The following is a 22,484-nucleotide window of genomic DNA, read 5'->3' as shown; positions in this document are numbered from 1 at the left end:
GGCGACTGGGAGATGAAAGCCGGCGTCGAAGAAATAAGAAATTCACCACTTTATCCCAAAACTGATTGTTCAGCTCGATTGTCTAACATTCTTCCATCGATTATGAAGGAACCATACGAATAACCCGGCCTCCGAGGAGCCGGGTTATTTTCAATGATGTCGCCCCAGCCATTTGTCCCACCACTTTTTCTCGGAAGCGGGCTTTTCTTTGGATGGAAGCCGGTCTTTTGTTTGTTTTGCGGGTTCTGCCCCGTAGCACACGTTTGCTGGTTCTGTGCCTTTCACAAAATATGTGTAATGCTTAGCGGCACAGCCGGGACCTGATGAGTAGCCTGTTTCCGGATCAATGTACACACCGGTTACGCCTTTTGGCGGCTTGAACGCGGTTTCTGGTTCGCCTTTGAGCGCGTCCTCCATGAAGTCCGCCCAAATGGTTTTAGCATAGCTTTTTTCTTCGACCGAGTCGATGGTGCTGTTTTTGTCATAGCCGGTCCAAACACCTGCGGCCAGCTTCGGATTGAAGCCGATCATCCAGCTGTCTGCGCTGGTGGTTCCTGATTTTCCGGCATACGTTCTTGTCAGGCGGTTGGCTATCGTTCGCCCCGTAACCGACGTATATCCATTTAAATCGGTATCAAACATGCCTGTCATCATACTCGCTGTGACAAAAGCGGCTTTTTCATCAAGCACCTGTTTATGCTGATTCGGGTTTTCGTACAGCACGTGGCCGGCTGCGTCCGTTACCCTTGAAATAAAAGTCGGTTCGATTTTCTTTCCGCCATTTGCGAGCATGGCATAGGCGTTGACCATCTCAATCGGGCGTACGGGTTCGGTGCCGAGTGCCAGAGACGGCAGTGCTTGAAGATGGGCGGTAATGCCAAATTCCTTTGCCGTCTTTACAAGTTTGTTCGTGCCGAGAAAAAGATGCGTTTTCACAGCGTAGATATTGTCGGAAAGCGCCAGCGCCTGCAGAAGCGTAATCGGCTTGTTGGCATAGTATCCGTTATAGTTGCTTGGAGAATAGGTTTCTCCCTTTGCGTCAATTTGAAACTCGGTTTCTTCGCTTTTCATCAAAGTGACTGGCGTAAATCCGCTCTGAATCGCTTTATAGTACAGCAGCGGCTTGATCGTCGAAGCAGGCTGGCGCTTCGCCTGTGTCGTCCGGTCAAACGGGCTTTTTTGATAATCCCTGCCGCCGACAAGAGCGAGAACGTTTCCGGTGCGGGGATCAATGGCTGAAAACCCGACTTGAATGTCAGAGCCCGCGTTAACCGTTTCGGTAATGGTCTCCTCGGCGATGCGCTGCATCCGTTTATCTACCGTTGTATAGACGTTTAACCCGCTCGTTTCAATATGCTCCCGTGTCATGCCGAGCTTTTTCTCCAGCTCTCTCATCGCATTGTCATAGAAATAAGGAGCCTTTCTCTTGGAAACTTGTTTATTCAAAGGCTGATAGGAAAGAGGTTCCTTGATCAGTTCATCCGCTTTCTTTTGGCTGATCATCTGCTGCTTTTCCATCATCCGCACAATCGTTTTCTGGCGCTCCTTGGCCTTCGTCTCATTGACATACGGTGAATAGCCGGAAGGTCCTTTCGGGATTCCTGCCAGAAGCGCCGCCTCCGCATCCGTCAGGTTTTTGGCATGCTTGCCGAAATACAGGCGGGAAGCTGCTTCAATGCCGTAGGCGCCGTGTCCGTAGTAAATCGTATTTAAATAGCCTTCTAATATCTCGTCCTTAGAATAGTTTTGTTCCAGACGGATCGTATAGAACGCCTCATTCCATTTCCGTTTCCACGTTTTGTCGTGTTCAAGGTATAAGTTTCTCGCATATTGCTGGGTGATGGTGCTTGCACCCTGAACCTTGGCAAATGCTTTCAGGTCAGCAAGCGCCGCGCCGGCCATGCGTTTATAATCAAAGCCGTGATGATCGTAGAAATTCTGGTCCTCAATCGCCACTGTCGCTTTTACGATCGTCGGATTCATGTCCTTTAAGGGGACCCAATAGCGCTTTTCGCCGTAGTTCGTTTCCCCGAGCTTTGAGCCGTCACTCGCATACAAAATCGTGGATTGCGGCACTTGCACCGAGGGAGCGCCCTGGTATTTGGCTATCAAAATGACAGTCATAAACACGGCAGCTGCCGCCAAGGCCGCAAAAGCCCCTAAAAAGATAAAGGCGCGAACGGTTTTCAGCGTCAGTCTCAGCCGTTTATTTGTCATTGCATCCACAACGGGTTCCCCCCTTTTTTTATGTTTCTACTATTATGAGAAAAAAAGATCGTTTTTAAACATCGCAGAACAGGACGCATCTTTACTTTTTCCCCGCCATCCTCTATACTTTTTCCTTAGGTGAAAATGAGATTTCAACCGAGAATAAAAGCTGATAAGACGCTTACAATAAATGAATACAGCCTCGAAAGGGAGATGACAATTGAGCGAACTTTGGTACACAGAGAAGCAGACGAAAAACTTTGGCATTACGATGAAGGTTAACAAGACGTTACATACAGAACAAACGGAGTTTCAGCATTTAGAAATGGTGGAAACAGAAGAGTTCGGCAACATGCTGTTTTTGGACGGCATGGTGATGACATCTGAAAAAGACGAATTCGTTTATCACGAAATGGTGGCGCATGTGCCATTATTTACGCACCCAAATCCGGAGCACGTTCTTGTAGTCGGCGGCGGTGATGGCGGCGTTATCAGAGAAATCCTGAAGCATCCAAGCGTGAAAAAAGCGACACTTGTAGATATTGACGGCAAGGTGATCGAATACTCTAAAAAGTTCCTTCCTTCTATCGCAGGCAAACTGGATGATCCGCGCGTTGACGTGCAGGTAGATGACGGATTTATGCACATTGCAAAATCTGAAAATCAATACGACGTCATTATGGTAGATTCAACTGAACCAGTCGGACCGGCTGTAAACCTGTTTACAAAAGGATTCTACGCAGGAATCGCAAAAGCGCTGAAAGAAGACGGTATTTTCGTTGCGCAGACGGACAACCCATGGTTTACACCCGAATTAATCACAAATGTACAGCGCGACGTGAAGGAAATCTTCCCGATTACGAAGCTGTATACGGCGAACATTCCGACATATCCAAGCGGTTTGTGGACATTTACAATTGGCTCGAAAAAATATGATCCGCTTGCAGTGGAAGACAGCCGTTTCTTCGATATTGAGACGAAATATTACACAAAAGATATTCATAAAGCGGCATTTGTTCTGCCGAAATTTGTGAGTGACCTGATTAAATAATGAAGGTATGGCGCAGGAGCGAATCTTGCGCTTTTTTACAGGAAAGCGAGGGTATTATAGATGAGATTTGATGAAGCTTATTCAGGAAAAGTATTTATCGCGAGCCGTCCCGAGTGGGAAGAGGCGGACGCCATTCTTTACGGCATGCCGATGGACTGGACAGTCAGCTATCGCCCGGGCTCACGCTTTGGTCCAAGCAGAATCCGTGAGGTGTCAATCGGCCTTGAGGAATACAGCCCATATTTAGACCGCGATCTGGCTGACTTGAACTTCTTTGACGCCGGCGACATTCCGCTGCCGTTCGGAAATCCGCAGCGAAGCCTGGATATGATTGAAGAGTACGTGGACAGCATTTTAGAAAAAGGGAAGTTCCCAATGGGTATGGGCGGGGAGCACCTCGTGTCATGGCCTGTCATTAAAGCAATGTACAAGAAATACCCAGACCTTGCGATTATCCATTTTGACGCACATACAGATCTTCGTGTTGATTATGAGGGAGAACCGCTTTCTCACTCCACGCCGATCCGTAAGGCGGCAGAATTGATCGGACCGCACAATGTGTATTCATTTGGAATCCGTTCCGGCATGAAAGAAGAGTTTGAATGGGCGAAGGAAAACGGCATGCACATCTCAAAATTTGAAGTGCTTGAACCGCTGAAAGAGGTGCTTCCGAAGCTGGCGGGCCGTCCGGTTTATGTCACAATTGACATTGACGTATTAGACCCTGCACACGCACCGGGTACAGGAACGGTTGACGCCGGCGGCATCACGTCTAAAGAATTGCTTGCATCCGTCCATGAAATTGCGCGTTCAGAGGTAAACGTAAAGGGCGCTGATTTAGTGGAAGTAGCACCGGTGTATGACCACTCAGAGCAAACGGCAAACACAGCCAGCAAAATCATCCGTGAAATGCTGCTTGGGTTTGTGAAATAAGAAGGTAGGCCCGTGTTGACTGGTATAAGCCATTCAGTACGGGCTTGTTTTATTTTTTTCAATCTTAATAGGTGCTTAAAGTGGAATGAATTAAGGAGATAAGAGGTTTTGAATTATTATGATTTTCAATGAAAATTATTGAAGCGGTGTTGGCAATCATAATATCAATATAGATGAAAATTAAATTGAAAGATATTGAATTCTATAATTTAACTTTTCAGGAGAGAAGGAAGAGAATATAAAAATACAATTCAGGAAATATGAATTGATTTCCTGAATTGTAATACAAGATTAATTAAGTGGGAATTTATATGTTATCCTTTTATTTGATTTGTTTATCAAGGAATAATAAACAAATAATTTAGAGGTTGTGGGATCAAAATTTTTATAGTTAAAGTTTACGTCTTTGCCTTTTGTCATTTTCAAACCGACATAGCCTCGTATAGTTTTCCCAGCAGGAATTGAAGTATTGAATTGATACTTTTCTGGAAGATCTAAATTATACGCCATTAAATTGTAATAGTGATCAAAGCCACCAAAAAAAAGATATTTCATTCCATCAGGTGAGAGCTGTTCCAGCGTTATTTCGTGCTTGGATGTATTTGTTATATCCAGCGGCAAAATGTATAACAATCTTTTCATATTAAGATCCTCATCCATAAATTCAATTGGTTTTAATGGTTTGAGAACATGATAAGTAATCCCGGCACCCGTATCGATCATACGATTTTTCGGAAGGTTTGTGATATGAGGAGAGTAATTATCATTATGATTATTCAGTTTATAATAACGAAAACTACTACCAGCAACAATAATTAAAAAAATGGTTATTAACAATATTGCTCGTTTATTCATTATCCTCACCCAGTCTACCATTGCTAATATGTATAACTCTGTCTACAATATTATTTTCAGTCAGGGTTTCATCATGACTTGCAACGACTATTGTAGTTCCCTTTTCTTTTTCTTTTTTCAATAAATCAGTGATTAGCTGAATTCCTTTTTTGTCGAGTGCGTTAGTCGGTTCATCTAAAAGCAGCAGTGATGGAGACTCCATTAGTGCTTGTGCTAGGCCTAAACGTTGCTTCATTCCTAAGGAATAACGTTTTACCTTACGGTTGTCTTCAGGATCTAATCCTACTTGCTCTATCATTTTTCGGATCTCTTGGTCTGAAACTTTCTTATTAATTGAAGCTAAGAATTTCAAATTTTGATAACCGGTATAGACAGGTATAAAACTGGGATATTCAATTAATATCCCAGTATTTATAGAAAAATCTGTATCTTTCCCTATAATGAGATTATTGACAATAATTTGCCCTTTGGTTAATTTTAAAAGCCCTGCGATTGCTCTTAAAATCATTGTTTTTCCAGAGCCATTATGTCCTTTTAATACTACAAACTCATTTTTTTTGATAGTTAAATTAATATCATTAAGTACAAGATTTCCTTTTAACTTCTTATATACATTTGTACATTCTATAAATGCAGTCATAATTAATCTCCTAAAATGTCTATTTTTTTTTATGCGAATCATTCCTACAAAGCAGCATGAGATGCAAAATAAAGCAATTACACCAATAAATATTGGCAAATGAATAGCAGAGCCATTAGAATAACTCATATTTATTGATGAATGATCGGCGAAATACCATCTGCCTGGTATGGCTAACGAGGTAAAAAAGAATTTTGAATGAACAAATATGGATATGATGAGATACACAATTGAAATAACTAATGAAATAATAAACGAAAAGAAATACGTTAATGTTTCAAAAACTAGAGTATAAACAGCTGTCACTGAATATTGAATTAACATTAAAGAAAGAACAGGTTTGATCTCTCCAATTGTTATTGTACCTTTGAATATTAGAAAGAAAATGAAATAGAATGAAAACCAGACAATCCAGATTATCAAGCAAAAAAACCATAAGGAAAACACTTTGCTTAACCAAAAAGCTAATTTATTGTTTAATTTAGGTATTAATAAAGTTCCTGATTTTTGAAAGTCATTATATGAAAAATGCCCAATAATAAGTAAAGGGAATAGCTGAAGGCAAATCCACGTAAAGGGGATTGAAAATTTATGTTGTGAATAAAGCTCATGTAATTCAAAAAAGTTTAGTGAATGAAAGACATTCATATAATTATTTAAAAGATTGTGCTGGTCTAGTTGGCCAGATTTATAACTATTCCAAAAAGAAACAAAATAGACTAGCAAAGCTGCTAAACTTATAAAAAGAAAAGTTGCTTTACAATCATGCAGCCTCATCATAATATCCCTTTTTAACAAATGAAAAATAGAATGCATTAGTACGTTCCTTTCTGGTCGTTAGGCCTCAAATAGTCTTGTTTTTTAACTATTTGAATACACACTCCGAACAAAATAAACATCAGCCCTACTCTGAATACCAATAGATCCTTTAAATCATCAAAATTTAATAAAAATCCGTTTAAGAAGAGAATGCCGTTACATTCTAGATAATCAAACAAAAATAAAATTATTTCTATTATTACAACTAATATTTGATTTGTTAAAAGGATTAAAAACGATGTCAAGTAAGCAATGAATATATAGGCGAATACATGAGTTGAAAAATTACTAACAGTTAACAGATTATTATCAATATTATATGTAAAGCACAATATATAGATTTCTCCCATAACAATAATGCCTAGTATAGCTGAAAAAGAAATGCTTTTAAGGAAATAGTACCCTACTATCTTAAATGAACTATTCAGCCGAATCACGGCATGATCCATGAAATAATCGGAAGACACTAATAGAGTAAATACTACAATTAATGGAGCTATCAATAATACAAGGTGCTGATATGTAAAGATTTGATCGATAATATGGTCATTTTGCGTCTGTATTGATCTCTTAAAAAATATAAATATAATTATAGCATTGATAGAAAAGAGTATAGAAAAACCAAAATATTTGCTTATGAATTTTTGTTTTAAAAGATTATAATAAAACACGGCGCTTTTTACCCCATAAAAATATTAAAAGACCTAATATAATTAATACTAAGTTTAATAAAGAAAAAATTTGTAAATTAAAAAAACCATTTTTATTAATAATATATCTTTGAGGATTATAATCTGGATTCAAGATAGTAATGCCAAGTAAATTCACAACAAACGGTATAATATATACAAAATAAGTTTTTTTAATGAAAAAAGAAAAAGATAGCCCGACTGTTGATAAGATAGCACCGTATAGTCCATTTATAAGTATTAGGATTAACGTATAGAGCAGTGGATGTTCATAATAAATGTTAGCAAGGTCACTACCATTAGAAACCACATTTTGCATGTAATTTATGATTCCATCAGGTTTAATGGATGGATAAGTCATCAAAAATAAATATAAATTAATACTTAAAGGAATTATAATAATCAAAAAAGAGCACAAGAAATTAAACACGATAAGTGTATTAAAGTATTTGCTTTTAGTTGTTTTTATTATAGTGTTCATAAAATATCCAGAATTCACATCAAATCTATATATACTTGTAATTGGCAAGGTAGCCAAAATAGGAAGTATCATCAACCATACTGTTGAAGGAATAACAGAATTACCCTGTAATATGTTCGATAAAAAAGGTGATTTGTGAACTTCGTAAGGCAGATTTGAATGATTATTAAACACTACAATATCCAAGTACTGGTATAGTACTATGAGAGTACTAAATATAAGTGAAAAATATAGTGTCTTGCTTTTTAGAAGCCTGTAAATGAAAAAATAGGTCATATTTATACCTCCTGTTATTAAAATGAATTAAGGTAATCATTTTCATATATTACCACATTTATAAATCATCATGATTAATTTAAGGGAAAAATAAACTTTAAAAAGCGGTTTTACATATCGTAAAACCGCTCAAACCCTATTTAGAAGCAAAATTCCATTAATATTCTATGTATTTGCCTTTAGGTTTAACACTGTCAGGACTCCAATTTGTTTTGTACGCATTATTTTCCCAGCTGTAACCACCAAATCGAACGGGAACATTTTTACCATAACTTTCAACTGCTGTGTTCACAAATAAATAAGTGTTTCCTGGCTTTACCTCTCCTTCATGTTTTTTTCCAGATACGTTTTTCCAGTCTCGTCCTTTAGAGTGAACGTTAGCATCTGCTTCAGTCCAAACATTAAAACTGCTGTTCTTGTCAGAGCTTATCACTTTCATATACATAGAGCTTTTGTTCTGTTTTCTGCGTGCAGTTGTATAATCATAAGGAGACCATACTCTAAAAGTAAAATGGACAGTTGAATCAGAAGTATTGGCAGCGGCATGCACAGCACTTGTGACTCCAAAAGATGAAACAGCAAGCCCAAATATTATAAACATTTTACTTATATGTTTTTTAACTGTAAATTTCATTTGTTATTATTCCTCCGAGTATTCTTCAATTGAAGATTAAAGATAACTTAAGTCCTATATATAATAATGTATAATACAGGAAAAGTAAATGAAATTTAAGGAAAAAATTCATTTGTTTATTAATATTTAATTTAAAGGAAGTGAAAAGACTGATAAATTTCTAAGTGAATAAATATAAAAAGGGAAATGTTAACGAAATAACATTTCCCTTTTTATATTTTAAGTGTTTAAATCATTCCTCGTTGTGCAACTTCAATTTGGTGTGTAGGTGCATTTGCAATAGTTGTTGCCACGAACACAGTGCATAGAGCCAGACAAGAGAGTAATAGTTTAGACTTCAATTTCATACAAACTCACTCCTCCTTGAATAAGTTGCCTTACTTGTTCCACCTTCAAAAAATAAGCAGAAGCTTTTTGAAAATTTTTACGTTCATGATAATATTTTGCCACATCAATAGCGAAATCTTCAAGATCAGCATACAACATTTTACTTTCGAGAAAATCAAAAAATCCTTGAATTGCTTCTTCATCCGGGCCTGATAAGTATAAAGATTTCAAAAATTCAAACTCTGATAAATATATTACATCTTCGGCCTTTTGTGAATAAGCCATTCCCTTACTATGATATTCATGAGCTTTATCCATTTTTCCTAATTTATAATGGATCTGTGTAATTAAAAAATACGCTTGAGGTAAGGAAGGAAGAATATTTGATTCTTCAAAAACAGCTATTGCTCTTTTGAAATAAGTTATGGCATCCTCATATTGGCTTTGGCTGTTTTTACAAAGCCCGATATTGTACAAAGTTCTTCCCATTAATTGGGGCTGCTTTTCAGCTTCTGCCATAGAATAAGCTTTTTGAAAATGTGAGATGGCATCCTCATACTGTTTTAAATCTAAAAAATTGGTGGCAAATAAAGAATGACACTGCAGCAATCTTATATTATAAGCTTCATTTTCTTTGTATATTTCATATGCTTGCCGTGCATAGTCCATTGAAAAATACGTTTGTTTCATATAGTAATAAGATTCAGACATCTTAAAGAAAAACTCAGCTTTCTCTATCCGATCCTTAACGAATATCAGCTTGCTTTCGGCCTTCTTGAAAAATTTAATAGCCGACAGATATTCCCGCTGGTCCAGCTCATACATGCCTCTGAAGAAATTAAAATAGTACTCAAGCAGACCAGTTAAACGAGCCTGTTTTTTATCAATCTCAAGCAGCAGATCAGACAGTCTCGGCTGTTCCTCAATCCTCATTTTTTCTAACGGTTCAAGGTACTCAAGCATCAGGTTGTGCCGAAACTCCATTAGTGAATAGTACAAATGAAGGTCTTGATCTTCTTCCATGTGATCCAGCTCTTGCTTGATTTCTCGTCGCAAATATTCTGCATCGGGTATGCTAAATCGGCGTATGTACATATACCATTCGTTAATCTTTTCTCCGATGGAAGAAGAAGATATGACACCTGTCACGTTTGCAAATCCCTCCCTTCATAATTCTATATATGTCATATTTTATCATCAACATTCTTGTGAGAAGCGCAAAAAAACCGCAATTTTTTCTTTCGTTACACCGCATGTTTGGAAATATATTTTCAAAAAGAAGCGTTTACCCTCAGCAATTTGTACAAGCAAACACGTTTTCCTTCCATATTCTGTTATATCTGCGTGAGCAGTGTATGTCTGAAAAGGAAGTGAAGGAATGAGAAAAAACAAGCTTTCCTTTAAAGAAAAAGCAGGAGCAGAACAAGAAGAGTGCTTATGTTTTTGTGAGGGAGAAGCAAGCCGAGAAGCCATGTTTCAAGCACCGGTTGAATTACCTGAAGGGTTTGTCGTTGATCCGGCTGAAGCTGTTGCAAACGTGACGTGGAATGCAGACAGCCTTTCTTGTGTCAGTGACCGTTGCTTAATTCAAACGGGGCCTGAGCCTGATGAGGTCGGTGTTCAATTTGCAGTGCGCCTGCAGGGAACCGTTACGCTACTCGTCAGTGTCTCACCTGTGCGAAATCAATATGGACAAGGGGACGGGGCTGTTTCCGTCATTCACAATGCAGAGATCGATCAAGTCGTCTATTATTCCGATGAACCGGATGATTGCCCGGATATCAGTGACATCACGATTGAGAACCTTGTTGTTGTTCCGCCGTTTTACGGCAGTCCTTTATCGGTGACGGGGACGATTGTGCTTGTGCCGGAGCCGGAACCCGTCTATGCGTTTACAGCGAATTCAAATGATCAATCAGTTTCTGTGATTGATACAAACACTCATTCTGTTGTGACAACGATTGCTCTTCCGTACAATCCGGCAGGTATTGAAATTACCCCAGATAAAAGCGCTGTGTTTGTCTTACATCCCAACAATAATGTGATTTCTGTCATCGATTATGACACATTAACAGTGACAGCATCTATATTGCTGGATCAGCCGCCTCGATTGATTAGATTTATCCCTAATCATGAGTTTGCTTATGTTTTCACCGGTACTGCGGTTTCTGTGATTGGAATTGATACGTTAACTGTGGATAGGTCGATTCCTGTGGAAGGGTATGATGTTGCAATCGATCCCAATGGGTTATTTGCCTATGTTCTAAATTTTGGCATCGTGCAAAAAGTGGACCTAACTACCGGTGAAGTCACAGGAACAATTGAACGAGAGCTTATCGTATCAACCATAGAAACAAATTGGCCGGAGCGGTATGCCTATGTATTAGAACAAGAATTCTTTTTTAATTATTTGACGGTTATTGATTTAAATACGTTTACCATCAGCAGCACCCAAGAGCTGGAGTATGAAGGGGAATATCGAATGTTTACGAGTGGAGCAGAGGTGTATTTATATGACGGCTTCACTGGCAATTTATATTCTGTCAGTCCAAATGGAGCAGGCGTTATAGGAAATGTTCCGCAGTCGGCAAGAGACTTTGCGTTTACCCCGAATGGCGAATTTCTGTATGCAACTCATGTTCTAGAACAGAGCATCACTGTTTACAACACGGAGGATTACTCCGTGGAGACTGTCATATCTCTTGGGGTTTCACCGGGAGCTATTGCGATTTAATCAACTATGTGTGGTGCATTTCTAAAAGGACGTGAAATCATGAAAAAGAATGATCTTTCTGCTTTACAGGAAAATTGTTTCTGTTTTTGTGATGAGGAAATTAGCCGGGAAGCGCCGTTTCAAGTGCCGATAGATATCCTTGAGGGCTTCAAGGTTGATTCGGCCGAAGCGTCAGCGGCTGTTACATGGAGTACAGACAATTTGTCCTGTATCAGTGAGCCTTGCTTAATCCAGACTGGGCCGGAACCAGATATCGGTGTTCGATATGCCGTGAGAGTACAAGGGACCATTACGCTTCTTGTCAGTGTGTCGCCTGTACGAAATCAATATGGACAAGGGGACGGGGCTGTTTCTGTGATTCATACTGAAGAGATTGATCAAGTTGTTTATTATGCAGCACAGTCTGACCGCTGTCCTGATTTTAATCAAATGACAGTGGAAGATCTTCTCATCGTGCCGCCTTTCTACGGCAGTCCGCTCACGGTGGCCGGGACACTTGTTTTACCGCCATCGCCAGACCCTCAATCGTATGTGTTTACTGCCAATACTGGAGACAGCATGGTTTCGGTCATTGATGCAGATTTAAACACTATTGTAAAAACAATCCCGTTTTCTGCTGTGCCAACTAATCTAGGCGTTACTTTCGATAAAGCATTCACGTATGTTCTCCATGGGAATACCAACCTTGTCTCAGTGATTGATAATAAAACATTAACCATCATAAATACTATCACTGTTGGAGGAGGGCCGAGAAAGATTGAATTTGATCCAACAGATGAGTTCGCGTACGTGATGGCAGCCGGATCTATATATATGATTAACACGGCCTCTCAATCGGTCATTGATGTCATTCCGATACCCGGCGCTTTAGACTTTGCTCTTGATCCGAATGGACAGTATGTCTATACCGCTAATGGAAGCAGTTGGTCGGTTGATAAATATGATGTAAATACTGGGCAGTTGGTAGAAAGTATCATAGATACATTTGAATTTCCCAGTTTAATTGCAACTCCTTACGCTGGAAATTTTGCGTACGTGTTGAATGGTGAGCTGTGGCCGAAAGGTGTAACGGAGATTAGTTTGTCACCATTAAGCAGGGGAGGGGACTTCAGCCGTTTATTTGAAACGCTGAGGACGATTGTATTTTCTCTCGATAGTACTAGAGCTTATTTTCTAGAGCCATATAGTGAACCGTTTCTCATTAATAACTTATACGTAGTTAATACGGCCAGACAGAGGATCATTGCAAACGTGTCTCTCCCCGGCGCTTTTGACCTCGCCGTAACGCCGGACAAACAGTATATTTATGCGGCACAGCCCAACGACAATGCTGTGACCGTGTACCGCACAAGTGATTATACAGCCGTGACGGTGATTCCGGTTGGCGCGGGTCCGTCTGCGATTGCGATGTAGCTATTTTATAGATCAAGAGAAGCGGTGCTGCGATAAGAGAATCGTTTATAAATAAATGATCCGATTTGCTGGATGGCAGCCAGGATAATCAGAAACAGCAGTTCACTTATAGAGAAACTGAGCATCCACCAAAGCCCGGCTGCTGCCAGCACTCCCGCAAACACTTTTCTGAACAGGCTGCCGTGCCGGAAAAGCTGCCGCAAATACGTTCGCATGCAAAACAATAAATACAGGATCAGTAGCATCGCAAGTCCCATTGAAAGGGCAGGGGGCGTGTGAAGGCGGAAAGGGACGGCTTTAACGATTTCGAACATGCAGCCGAATATGATGACTTGGCACAACACGGCAGCCATCACGTATGTTTGGCGGACGTTTTTATAGCTGTCACGCAGCGATTTGACGTCTTCTGCATATCGGCTGCACAAGTTGTGTTGCTGAAAGTCACAGCAGCTTTGATGAGACTGTGTGAGTTTCTGAAAAGCTGCTGTCATGTTTTTCACGGATTGGGTGACATAATGAAGATAGAGAAAAGCAGGCAGCATCAGGAGGGCAGCGGTACAAGCCAGCAGTCCGAGCCGCACAGCATCATTGTTGATCATCTGTACATATTGGGCGGCGGCTTCGGCAACGGCCTGAACCCAGCCGAAGGAATAAGCCGCCATACCTATAAGCAGCAATGAAAGGGTAAAGACAGTGTTTTTCTTCATTGTCTGATCGCCTCTTTCTGAGAAACGTGAATGATCGCTTTGTTAGAAGATGCCATTGCATCAATGAGAGACAAGAAAACCTGCGTATCCATATCTTGAATGATGTGGTACATGTCAAGAAACGAGCAATCGCACCTGTCACACTCGGCTGCCCACTCGAAGCATTTACGCACATAATCGCTGTCATAAATGATCGCGTAAGTCAAAGAGTCCTTGCCGTATTGAAGCCAGGCGGCAACCTGTTCTTTCTTCTGTGTGACATAGTATGAAGCCACATCGATATAAGCTGAAGAATGGGTCCCTTGACTGTGAAGGATCAAGAAACCGCCATCCTCATATATATAAGTCTCGGCTGACAAGCGATCGATTTCCAGACGGTACGTTTGCTGAATCTCTTGAAAAAACGGTGAATCTAATTGAAATAGAATACGAGCCGCGATATCCCAATAAAGCTTTATCGACAACAGATCGTTTTGCCCGGGAAGTGCGCCGATCTGTAATCCGGTCCATGTATCATTCATCCGCTCCTCATCACCCAGCACCATTTTTTGTGAGAGGGCTGGAGGGCATGCCGGGATGATTTTTCTTTCAGCATGATAATCCGGACGCTTTTCCAGCTGGAGGTGAGGAGGCAAAAGCGTTTCTGTATTTTCTGAGCCCCCAATCAAAAACAGCGTCATCCGATGGGCTTGGTAGGCAGCCTTATAGGCTTTTTGTAAATCACTGATGTCCAGCGCCTCAATATCTTCGATTCTGCCTGCGGGGAAAACGGCAGCTGGTGAGGAGGGAGAAAGCATGCTGATCAGCTGATAATGATATGAGAGCTGATGGTTAAGGTGTGCTGTTTGAATTTCGCTTGTAATCACAGCTTTTTCCTGAGCGATAATCTTCTTGTCAAATGAGTGGTTCCATAAAGCATCAAGCAGGATGGGGATCGTTTGTCTGAGCCGATCCGGTAATGAGGTAAACATGAAATTGGTATCGGTGTAGGTAGTGAATGCGTTTAAAAGCGCGCCATGCGCAAAAAAATCACTGTACAGATTGCGGCCGTTATGCCAGAAGAGAAGATGCTCTAAAAAATGCGCTGTGCCATACGGAAGCAGTGTATCACCGGATTCTGCCCGTATACATACATCCCGGCTTCCAAAATTGATTTTTACATTGCACAGCCGCAGGTGGGCGCGGGGGAATTTCAATCTGAATATTTTTAGTCCGCTGTCTGTGTATCTGATATCGGTTCGTTCATCCAGTTGTTGAAAAAAGGCTTTCTTTTCCATCTCTTCATCCCCTTACTACATGAGCTCCGATATAATTGATGGTCGCTATGAATTGCAATACATCACGGCATGTAACCGCTGAGATGCCATCCAGCAAGGCTTCTTTGGTGCAGGAGAAGCGGCGCAGGATCCCCATATAGGCCAATAGACCTTCGGGAGAATCGAATTGCAGCAGCAATTCATTGCGTAAAAACTGCTTTGCCTGTTCTAGTTCCCTCTCATCTGTATGAAAAGCTGAAACAGCTTCCAAAACGCGCGGGGGAATGTCTATCTCATGAAGCTGATCTGTACATATTGAAACAAGCAGCAAATTGTTCATGACATCGTAACGGGTGATAACGTGATAGACTGCCAGATCCTTCTCTCTGAAGTGCTTGAATAAAGCGGAATGGCCGTACTTTCCCAGTAATCCGTCTATTAGCTGTATTTTGATATAATCGCTGGCATCTTTCATCTCTCCGCAGTCAAATCCGAGTGTCAAGACGGAAGGACCTGCAGCGCTGCGTGTCTCTGTTTCAAAAACATGCCGGTTTACGGGTATTCTTCCGGACGTTACAGCGGACGTTTGCGGGGCATGTCCCCGAACATCACATGCTTGTACTTGTCCCAATATGTTCAGCTGTTTTTGCTGGGACACTAAATCAACGATAAAGTCCGTTGCGTCGAGAAACCGTTTAGGATGAATCGCCTTTATCCTGTCTTTCCGGCCAAACATGCCTGTGCCGTACATCGGGTTTCCGAAGACCTCCTCAGCCAAGCGCGCCGCCGAGTAGGAGAAGGGATCAGTGAATTTCTTTTCGATTCTCAGCAGCAGCTCATTCCTGGCCTTTTCAACTGCTTCGAATGAAAGAGAAGAAGGGAAAGACAAGTCTGCAAAAGTTTTCATCAGGGCGTCAACATGAAGATTCCCGTTATATAATGGGTGAATCAAACGGGTCCCGCAGGTTTTCAGCTGCTGATCAAAAAAGAGATTCGCTGAGTACATGAAACGGCTGCCGGCAGCATAACCAAAAGCGTCAATCATCTGCTCCTTCAGGTATGCAGCGGCGCCGTAAAAATAAATCGTTTCTTCCTCAGGTTCCGCCGCGCTTTCGATTGGTTTCAGAAAGCTCGCGGCGATTGAAATAGTTGAAAATTGATGAGTCTTCAGCAGGTTAACTTCCAAGCCGTTCTCTTTTGCTTGTATCAAAGAAACCACCATCCTGTTTTTGCAGGTAATAGACTATGACCAGACCGGCTATCGGAATGACCGCCAAGGATACAGCGGTGCCGGCTAATGTGGCTAAGAATAGGGGAAGACAAAACAGATAAGACCGATATTTTGAGAAACCGCTCCATAGCTGCTGCTCCGTCTGCCAGCTGAAGGAGGGCCTTTTTTCATCCGCAGTTAACCTGATATACGCTCCCGCCAGCAGCAACTCAATGCACTGCAAAAAAGTGAGAACTGAAATCGGACGGCCGCTGATGAAACCCACAATCATCACGACAAGGAGAAATCCGCCTGCCAATAGGCCTGAATAAAAGCGATATTTCGCCCAAAACATCGTTTTCCGCTTGATCGGAAGCGTGATGAGCAGCATCCGGTCATTTTTTTCAATCGAGTACAAAAGGGCGATCGGCGAGCAGATGAGCAAAAGCGCGGAAATCACGATATAAATCACTTGCTGATTGAAGATGCCGGTATTCATCATCTGGAACGAAAAGAAGCCGCTGAACGCCGCCATTACCGCGTAATTTAACAGCATCGCTTTAGAAGAGATAAATCGGTTCCATTCTCTTTTGTAAAACGAAAATTCAGATCGCCGCATAAATGAATGCATCTTGCTCTGCTGCGGAGGCGCCTGCAGAAAGACAGGAAAGTCAATGATCACCGCCCACAGCATATGCACCGCGCAAAGCGGAAGCGTGGCGGCCGGCATCAAAGCGGCGCTGAGACATACACAGGCGAATATCGCCGCATGCAGCAGAAACATCCAGTTCTTCTTTTTGACGAAATGGTTGCTTAGCACAACTCCGAAAATAATGGAGTAAACGGTAAAAAACGAAAACCTGCCGAGCCAAAACAATGTTTGCGCCCCTGACAGCGTTCCGTTTCCAAATAAGAACAGCGGTAAAATAAAAAAGAATAAAGTTCTTCTCAAACAGGTATCGACAAACAAAACGACACTCTGGGCGAGCCAAAAGCTCCGTGAAGAAATCGGCAGCAGGCAGCTCAGTTTCATATAAGATTCCTTCCATTGAGATGTCACAGAAAGAAACACCATATATGCGTTCATTAAGAGAAGCGCGAGTATGATATACGTTTTGCGCAACACCGATTCATCAATGCCGGCCTGGCGGATCAGCCCGATTTCAAACACGGCGAGAATGACAAGGCCTGCGGCAATGCGGATGGCGTCCTTTTTCCCTTGCCGGCTGTAAAGCTGTTTGAACAGCAAAGACATGATGGGGATTATGTTATTCATGGCCGATCACCTCGAAAAATTCCCGCCGCAGATCGGTCTCCTCTCCAATCGGAATGACCTTTTGGATCTGTTTGTTGTGAAGAATGGCCGCATAATCACAAAATCTTTGCACGACATCGAGCAGATGAGAAGAAAACAAAATGGTCCCGCCTTCTTCACAGTACTCACGCATTTTTTGATAAAAGACCTCTATCGATTCCACATCCAAACCGACGAGCGGCTCATCCAAAATAAACAGGGGAGCGCGCAGCAATAAGCCTGTCATCAATACAACCTTTTGCCTGTTCCCCAAGGACAGCTCTGAAATTCTCCTGTTGATGTATTTCGAAAAATGAAAGGCCTCGGCCAAACTGGCAAACTGCTGCTCTGAAAAATCCTTTTGATAAAGCGAATGGACGAAAGACACATAGTCCTTCGCCGTAATTTCTGTAAATAGCAGCGGGTAATCGGCGGCGAAGTAACGGTGAGTCTTCAGCTGATCTGATGTTTTCTGCGGCATGCCGGCCTCCGCTTCAATTCCGCACAGTGTAAAGCGCCCGCTGAAATTGCGGTTCACGCCTGTCAGCGTATTAATCAGTGTCGTTTTTCCGGCGCCGTTTACCCCAAGCAGCCCGTAAACGGCGCCTTTTTCTAAATGTAAATCCACTTGTTCTAAGATGACGTTGTCCCGTTCATACCAAACGGATACATCGTGTATATCCAAAATGCTCATCGCGAGTCAGCCTTCCGCGCGCGCATCCCGAACAGAATGGCAATGGCAATGAAAATCAGCGTAAACAGATAATCGCTTTTGACAAAATAGACGACTGCGCCGATGACAAAGATAAATGAAAGGATATACAGTAAAATTCTTCTTTGTGCTGGTGACAAATCGTTTCCCTCCTAAATAAGCTGGACCACGTCTTCTAATTGTTCATTTTTCGCCCAAGAGCAAATGTTTTTTCGGTGATATTTGTTAGAGTTCAGCCCTTTTAAGTAACAGCCTCCGCAATAGCCGCTGAACGGGCATTTGTCTTTCATGCAATGTTCGCTGAACCGCGGCGCTTGCGCTTGCCACAGTTTATGGACGAGAGGGGAGTTAAAGATGCTTTCATAGGAATCTTGAAAAATATTTCCCAATGAAAATTCCTTTGGAAAGAGGGCGCAAGGACGTACTTCGCCGAACGGGCTGATCACAATGGACTTCCAGCCAGCGCCGCAATTTGCCGCGCGTTTTCTCTCATAGGGAATAATCGGAATCAGGTCTTTAAACTCATCAATCACATTTTGCTCGTATTCCATAAACTTGCGGTGCTGCTCGGCGTCTTTCGTTGGATGGACAATATCCCTGCCTCTTCCGAAATCGTCAACCCAATTGTAAGAAAACGCCTTCGCCCCGAGATCCCGAACCTTTTGGGCCATATCGTGGATTTCCCACATGTTTTTTTCGAAGACAGACATGGCGACTCTGACAAATATACCGTGGTCACTCAACAATTTTATCGTTTTACAAGTTTGGGCAAAAGAGCCTTTTCTCCCTCTAAAGGAGTCATGGACCTCGGAATTGACACTATCAAGAGAAATGCCGACGATGATTTTTTGCTTGTAAGCCTTCAAAAGCTCCAGGCTCTCTTTTCGCATGAGTGTTCCGTTTGTTAAGACAGCGACTTTTTTGAACTTTTTACACACATAGTCAAGAATCTCATTGGCGTTTGGATGGACAAAAATTTCTCCGCCTGTGATTTCGCATGTCAATACACCGTTATCAAACAGCATATCAGCCGTTTTTTTGAATTGCTCAATCGACACGGTGCCAAGCGCTTCAGGTGAGCTTTCCAAATAACAGTGGGCGCATTTCAAATTACAGCGGTGCGTCAGTTCAAAGGTGGCGTGCAGGGGCATCGGAAATTCATTGCTTCCGCTCGTGGTGATTGTATGGCGGCTTGCCCGGTTTCCAAGCTGAATAACCTGCTTGTTCTGGAGCATGTTGAGCATGTCGTAATACCAATCTTTATGGTCTTCCGGTGATTCATCATACACTGCACATTGCTCAGCTAAAATCTGCTCAGCTGTTTTTTGGCCATCCATGCGCATGCAGAGCTCGTAAGCCGTTTTGTTGAGATCCAAATACTCAAAGTCAGAAATGGAGACATTATCGCGCAAGTAGTCGATTTCTAACACGCCGCCCTCAGGAAGCTGGTGAACTCTTACACTTTCATTAATAAATGGAAACATCTGCTCTATAAACAAAATACCATCCCCTATACATATGATTCAAATGAAAAACGGTTGTGTATGTATATCCAAGAGGTAGATTTTAGTTAAAAATTGTAATTTACTTAAAAAGGGCATAGTAGAATGACTATGCCCTTTTGGGAGATCCTTACCCCCATAGACCGAATAGACCTGTTGCACCGGCAATTTCAAAATCAGGGATAGGACCGTCCACTAGACAAGCGGCTCCGATCGAGCATGTTGCACAACCTTTGTTTTCTACAATGACAGCTTTTTTCATAATTGAATCCTCCCTTTTTTTGTTTTTCTAGCAGATCTATGTTGTACTTTTATCTTAAAACTATCAAATTACTAATTCAATACATATAATTTGAAAAAAATGTGAAAAGGAAATGATAGATTTCGGAAAAATGTAACATTTCCTAAAGGTAATTAGTGATATGATTTTCTCTTCTATATAAGGAAATGCTTTTTATGAGGTTTATCTTCAAATCTGATGAGCAATGATGGTAAGATAGAAGCAGTTGAAGTTTACAAACCGAATGATTATACTATTCAAGTCAAAGTGGAATGATGAAAAGGACGTGTCAGAATGAAGCAAGAGACACCGATAACACTCCATGTGAAGTCTGTGATCGAGGATGACGGAAACCAAGAAGTCATCGAATTCCGCACCACCGGATTTTACTATGTAAAACAAAATAAAGTGTATCTATCTTATTATGAAGAACACGACTTAGGCAAAGTCAAAACGATTGTGAAAGTAAGCGAAGGCGAAGTCCTGGTCATGAGGTCAGGCGCTGTCAAAATGAATCAGCGTTTCGTAACGGGAGCTTCCACAATTGCTAAATATAAAATGTCATTTGGTGAGCTTGAGCTGAAAACAAGCACAAAATCGATTCAATCTGATCTCGATGAAGAAAAAGGCCGTATCAGCATCGCATATGACATGCATGTCGGAGACGAGCAGGAGCATTTACATAATATGACGATCACGTATGAGGGAGGAACTCACGCATGAACATTGCGGAACAAATGAAGGACGTGCTGAAAGAAGAAATCAAAGCGTCCGTTCTGAAAGCGGGACTGGCTGAAGAAAGCCAGATTCCTAATGTTGTTTTAGAAACACCGAAAGATAAAACACACGGCGACTACTCAACGAATATGGCGATGCAGCTGGCAAGAGTGGCAAAAAAAGCGCCGCGTCAAATCGCTGAAGAGATTGTCGCCCATTTTGATAAAGGAAAGGCTTCGATTGAAAAACTGGATATCGCCGGCCCGGGTTTTATCAATTTCTATATGAACAATCAATATTTAACAAAGCTGATTCCGTCTGTACTGGAAGCGGGGGAAGCATACGGGGAAACAAACATCGGAAACGGTGAACGAGTTCAGGTAGAATTCGTATCAGCGAATCCGACGGGAGACCTTCACCTCGGGCATGCGCGTGGGGCGGCTGTCGGCGATTCCTTGTGCAACGTGCTTTCAAAAGCGGGTTACGATGTAAGCCGCGAATACTACATTAACGATGCGGGAAACCAAATCAACAATCTGGCGCTATCTGTTGAAGTCCGTTACTTTGAAGCACTCGGATTGGAAAAACCGATGCCGGAGGATGGCTACCGCGGTGAGGATATCATTGCGATCGGAAAGCGTCTCGCTGAGGAATACGGTGATCGTTTCGTTAACGAAGAGGAAAGTGAACGCCTCGCGTTTTTCCGTGAATACGGCCTGAAATACGAGCTGGAAAAGCTTCGCAAGGACTTGGAAAACTTCCGTGTGCCGTTTGATGTGTGGTATTCAGAAACTTCACTGTACCAAAATGGAAAAATCGACAAGGCGCTTGAAGCGCTCCGCGAAAAAGGCCATGTCTATGAAGAAGACGGCGCGACTTGGTTCCGTTCCACGACGTTCGGCGATGATAAAGACCGCGTATTGATCAAGAAGGACGGCACGTACACGTACCTGCTTCCTGATATCGCGTATCATAAGGACAAGCTTGACCGCGGCTTTGATAAGCTGATCAACGTTTGGGGCGCCGATCACCACGGCTACATCCCGCGTATGAAAGCGGCAATTGAAGCGCTGGGCTATGAAAAAGGAACGCTTGAAGTAGAAATCATTCAGCTCGTTCACCTTTACAAAAACGGCGAGAAAATGAAAATGAGCAAACGGACGGGTAAAGCGGTAACGATGCGCGACCTGATTGAAGAAGTCGGCTTGGATGCCGTGCGTTACTTCTTCGCGATGCGAAGTGCGGACACCCATATGGATTTTGACTTAGATCTTGCTGTATCAACATCTAACGAAAACCCTGTGTATTATGCACAATACGCGCATGCCCGTATTTGCAGCATGCTTCGCCAAGGGGAAGAGCAGGGACTTAAACCGGCGGCAGATCTTGATTTCAGCCATATTCAATCAGAAAAAGAATACGATCTGCTGAAAACGATCGGCGGCTTCCCAGAGGCAGTGGCGGAAGCAGCGGAAAAACGAATTCCGCACCGTGTCACAAACTATATTTATGATCTGGCTTCTGCTCTGCACAGCTTCTACAACGCAGAGAAAGTCATCGACCCTGAAAATGAAGAGAAAAGCCGCGCGCGCCTGGCTTTAATGAAGGCAACGCAAATTACGCTGAACAATGCGCTTCAGCTGATCGGCGTATCGGCTCCGGAAAAAATGTAATCACGATCAAAAGGACAAAGTCTTCGGGCTTTGTCCTTTTTTATGAGAAAAACGTGTGATGTAATTCACAATC

The 22,484-nt window shown here is 42.0% G+C and carries 23 protein-coding genes; 7 read left to right on the top strand and 16 right to left on the bottom strand.

Features of this window, described 5'->3' with window-relative positions; genetic code table 11:
• Positions 1 to 150 precede the first annotated feature (150 nt).
• Positions 151 to 2,226, bottom strand: a complete 2,076-nt coding sequence (locus AC0OMU_RS20035; protein WP_474241439.1) for a transglycosylase domain-containing protein — start codon at positions 2,224 to 2,226, stop codon at positions 151 to 153.
• A gap of 202 nt (positions 2,227 to 2,428) precedes the next feature.
• Between AC0OMU_RS20035 and speE the strand changes: the two genes are divergently transcribed.
• Together speE and speB are read left to right on the top strand one after the other, a co-directional pair.
• Positions 2,429 to 3,259, top strand: coding sequence for a spermidine synthase (gene speE / locus AC0OMU_RS20030; protein WP_003227543.1), 831 nt, complete (start codon positions 2,429 to 2,431; stop codon positions 3,257 to 3,259).
• Positions 3,260 to 3,319: 60 nt separating this feature from the next.
• Positions 3,320 to 4,192, top strand: coding sequence for an agmatinase (gene speB / locus AC0OMU_RS20025; protein WP_003227545.1), 873 nt, complete (start codon positions 3,320 to 3,322; stop codon positions 4,190 to 4,192).
• Between the two features lie 291 nt (positions 4,193 to 4,483).
• Here speB and AC0OMU_RS20020 read toward each other — a convergent pair whose 3' ends face one another.
• The 6 genes from AC0OMU_RS20020 to rapF form a co-directional block, all read right to left on the bottom strand.
• Positions 4,484 to 5,047: a hypothetical protein gene (locus AC0OMU_RS20020; RefSeq protein WP_015483840.1), complete on the bottom strand. Its 564-nt coding sequence runs from the start codon at positions 5,045 to 5,047 to the stop codon at positions 4,484 to 4,486.
• A complete protein-coding gene (locus AC0OMU_RS20015) occupies positions 5,040 to 5,687 on the bottom strand; it encodes an ABC transporter ATP-binding protein (RefSeq protein ID WP_015384940.1) in 648 nt (215 codons plus the stop codon). The genes AC0OMU_RS20020 and AC0OMU_RS20015 overlap by 8 nt, the downstream gene beginning before the upstream one ends.
• A 1,476-nt stretch (positions 5,688 to 7,163) precedes the next feature.
• Positions 7,164 to 7,850, bottom strand: a complete 687-nt coding sequence (locus AC0OMU_RS20010) for a hypothetical protein (protein WP_236822444.1) — start codon at positions 7,848 to 7,850, stop codon at positions 7,164 to 7,166.
• Between the two features lie 259 nt (positions 7,851 to 8,109).
• A complete protein-coding gene (locus AC0OMU_RS20005; RefSeq protein ID WP_015384936.1) occupies positions 8,110 to 8,586 on the bottom strand; it encodes a hypothetical protein in 477 nt (158 codons plus the stop codon).
• A gap of 227 nt (positions 8,587 to 8,813) precedes the next feature.
• Positions 8,814 to 8,933 carry a phosphatase RapF inhibitor PhrF gene (gene phrF, locus AC0OMU_RS20000; protein ID WP_041334633.1) on the bottom strand — a complete coding sequence of 40 codons (120 nt, stop codon included), beginning with the start codon at positions 8,931 to 8,933 and terminating at the stop codon, positions 8,814 to 8,816.
• Complete coding sequence (gene rapF, locus AC0OMU_RS19995; protein ID WP_047183349.1) at positions 8,917 to 10,062, bottom strand: response regulator aspartate phosphatase RapF; 1,146 nt, start codon at positions 10,060 to 10,062, stop codon at positions 8,917 to 8,919. Before rapF ends, phrF begins: the two co-directional genes overlap by 17 nt.
• A gap of 2 nt (positions 10,063 to 10,064) precedes the next feature.
• Between rapF and AC0OMU_RS19990 the strand changes: the two genes are divergently transcribed.
• From AC0OMU_RS19990 to AC0OMU_RS19980, 3 genes are read left to right on the top strand one after another with little or no spacing between them, the layout of a single operon-like run.
• The gene (locus tag AC0OMU_RS19990; protein ID WP_047183348.1) at positions 10,065 to 10,295 is read left to right on the top strand and encodes a hypothetical protein; all 231 of its coding nucleotides are present in this window, start codon (positions 10,065 to 10,067) and stop codon (positions 10,293 to 10,295) included.
• The gene (locus AC0OMU_RS19985; RefSeq protein ID WP_047183347.1) at positions 10,292 to 11,647 is read left to right on the top strand and encodes a YncE family protein; all 1,356 of its coding nucleotides are present in this window, start codon (positions 10,292 to 10,294) and stop codon (positions 11,645 to 11,647) included. Before AC0OMU_RS19990 ends, AC0OMU_RS19985 begins: the two co-directional genes overlap by 4 nt.
• Positions 11,648 to 11,686: 39 nt before the next feature.
• The gene (locus tag AC0OMU_RS19980) at positions 11,687 to 13,060 is read left to right on the top strand and encodes a YncE family protein (protein ID WP_015483837.1); all 1,374 of its coding nucleotides are present in this window, start codon (positions 11,687 to 11,689) and stop codon (positions 13,058 to 13,060) included.
• Between the two features lie 5 nt (positions 13,061 to 13,065).
• On the opposite strand, the gene albG is transcribed toward AC0OMU_RS19980, so the two are convergent.
• Genes albG through sboA form a run of 9 tightly spaced genes read right to left on the bottom strand, consistent with a single transcriptional unit; the run spans position 13,066 to position 20,003 of the window.
• Entirely contained in the window at positions 13,066 to 13,767 is a 702-nt protein-coding gene (gene albG, locus AC0OMU_RS19975; protein WP_015384931.1) for an antilisterial bacteriocin subtilosin biosynthesis protein AlbG, read from the bottom strand.
• Entirely contained in the window at positions 13,764 to 15,044 is a 1,281-nt protein-coding gene (locus AC0OMU_RS19970) for a M16 family metallopeptidase (RefSeq protein ID WP_015483836.1), read from the bottom strand. Before AC0OMU_RS19970 ends, albG begins: the two co-directional genes overlap by 4 nt.
• A 4-nt stretch (positions 15,045 to 15,048) precedes the next feature.
• Positions 15,049 to 16,209, bottom strand: coding sequence for an antilisterial bacteriocin subtilosin biosynthesis protein AlbE (gene albE, locus AC0OMU_RS19965; protein WP_251217877.1), 1,161 nt, complete (start codon positions 16,207 to 16,209; stop codon positions 15,049 to 15,051).
• Complete coding sequence (gene albD, locus AC0OMU_RS19960) at positions 16,199 to 17,509, bottom strand: antilisterial bacteriocin subtilosin biosynthesis protein AlbD (RefSeq protein WP_063334822.1); 1,311 nt, start codon at positions 17,507 to 17,509, stop codon at positions 16,199 to 16,201. Before albD ends, albE begins: the two co-directional genes overlap by 11 nt.
• Positions 17,502 to 18,221, bottom strand: a complete 720-nt coding sequence (locus AC0OMU_RS19955) for an ABC transporter ATP-binding protein (RefSeq protein WP_015384927.1) — start codon at positions 18,219 to 18,221, stop codon at positions 17,502 to 17,504. The genes albD and AC0OMU_RS19955 overlap by 8 nt, the downstream gene beginning before the upstream one ends.
• Positions 18,218 to 18,379: an antilisterial bacteriocin subtilosin biosynthesis protein AlbB gene (gene albB, locus AC0OMU_RS19950; protein ID WP_003222006.1), complete on the bottom strand. Its 162-nt coding sequence runs from the start codon at positions 18,377 to 18,379 to the stop codon at positions 18,218 to 18,220. The genes AC0OMU_RS19955 and albB overlap by 4 nt, the downstream gene beginning before the upstream one ends.
• 12 nt (positions 18,380 to 18,391) lie before the next feature.
• Positions 18,392 to 19,738 (bottom strand): subtilosin maturase AlbA, encoded by a 1,347-nt coding sequence (albA, locus tag AC0OMU_RS19945; RefSeq protein WP_474241438.1) that lies wholly within the window; start codon positions 19,736 to 19,738, stop codon positions 18,392 to 18,394.
• Between the two features lie 24 nt (positions 19,739 to 19,762).
• Positions 19,763 to 19,915, bottom strand: coding sequence for a bacteriocin-like protein SboX (sboX, locus tag AC0OMU_RS19940; RefSeq protein WP_010886632.1), 153 nt, complete (start codon positions 19,913 to 19,915; stop codon positions 19,763 to 19,765).
• Complete coding sequence (gene sboA, locus AC0OMU_RS19935) at positions 19,872 to 20,003, bottom strand: subtilosin A (protein WP_003222002.1); 132 nt, start codon at positions 20,001 to 20,003, stop codon at positions 19,872 to 19,874. The genes sboX and sboA overlap by 44 nt, the downstream gene beginning before the upstream one ends.
• Positions 20,004 to 20,315: 312 nt before the next feature.
• Between sboA and AC0OMU_RS19930 the strand changes: the two genes are divergently transcribed.
• Together AC0OMU_RS19930 and argS are read left to right on the top strand one after the other, a co-directional pair.
• Positions 20,316 to 20,744, top strand: coding sequence for a YwiB family protein (locus AC0OMU_RS19930; protein WP_003243604.1), 429 nt, complete (start codon positions 20,316 to 20,318; stop codon positions 20,742 to 20,744).
• Positions 20,741 to 22,411, top strand: a complete 1,671-nt coding sequence (argS, locus tag AC0OMU_RS19925; RefSeq protein WP_015384925.1) for an arginine--tRNA ligase — start codon at positions 20,741 to 20,743, stop codon at positions 22,409 to 22,411. The genes AC0OMU_RS19930 and argS overlap by 4 nt, the downstream gene beginning before the upstream one ends.
• The last annotated feature ends 73 nt before the right edge of the window (positions 22,412 to 22,484 follow it).

It is taken from the genome of Bacillus sp. FAU18 (assembly GCF_056033885.1).
This window is presented reverse-complemented; position numbering and strand designations above follow the sequence as displayed.

Excerpts from the sequence above, each read along its gene's own strand:
- AC0OMU_RS20020 (WP_015483840.1), bottom strand. The coding sequence starts at position 5,047 with ATGAATAAACGAGCAATATTGTTAATAACCATTTTTTTAATTATTGTT.
- AC0OMU_RS19970 (WP_015483836.1), bottom strand. The coding sequence starts at position 15,044 with ATGGAAAAGAAAGCCTTTTTTCAACAACTGGATGAACGAACCGATATC.
- AC0OMU_RS20005 (WP_015384936.1), bottom strand. The coding sequence starts at position 8,586 with ATGAAATTTACAGTTAAAAAACATATAAGTAAAATGTTTATAATATTT.
- AC0OMU_RS19985 (WP_047183347.1), top strand. The coding sequence starts at position 10,292 with ATGAGAAAAAACAAGCTTTCCTTTAAAGAAAAAGCAGGAGCAGAACAA.
- AC0OMU_RS19930 (WP_003243604.1), top strand. The coding sequence starts at position 20,316 with ATGAAGCAAGAGACACCGATAACACTCCATGTGAAGTCTGTGATCGAG.
- speB (WP_003227545.1), top strand. The coding sequence starts at position 3,320 with ATGAGATTTGATGAAGCTTATTCAGGAAAAGTATTTATCGCGAGCCGT.
- AC0OMU_RS20015 (WP_015384940.1), bottom strand. The coding sequence starts at position 5,687 with ATGACTGCATTTATAGAATGTACAAATGTATATAAGAAGTTAAAAGGA.
- AC0OMU_RS19980 (WP_015483837.1), top strand. The coding sequence starts at position 11,687 with ATGAAAAAGAATGATCTTTCTGCTTTACAGGAAAATTGTTTCTGTTTT.
- albG (WP_015384931.1), bottom strand. The coding sequence starts at position 13,767 with ATGAAGAAAAACACTGTCTTTACCCTTTCATTGCTGCTTATAGGTATG.
- AC0OMU_RS19955 (WP_015384927.1), bottom strand. The coding sequence starts at position 18,221 with ATGAGCATTTTGGATATACACGATGTATCCGTTTGGTATGAACGGGAC.
- phrF (WP_041334633.1), bottom strand. The coding sequence starts at position 8,933 with ATGAAATTGAAGTCTAAACTATTACTCTCTTGTCTGGCTCTATGCACT.
- albD (WP_063334822.1), bottom strand. The coding sequence starts at position 17,509 with ATGAATAACATAATCCCCATCATGTCTTTGCTGTTCAAACAGCTTTAC.
- argS (WP_015384925.1), top strand. The coding sequence starts at position 20,741 with ATGAACATTGCGGAACAAATGAAGGACGTGCTGAAAGAAGAAATCAAA.
- sboA (WP_003222002.1), bottom strand. The coding sequence starts at position 20,003 with ATGAAAAAAGCTGTCATTGTAGAAAACAAAGGTTGTGCAACATGCTCG.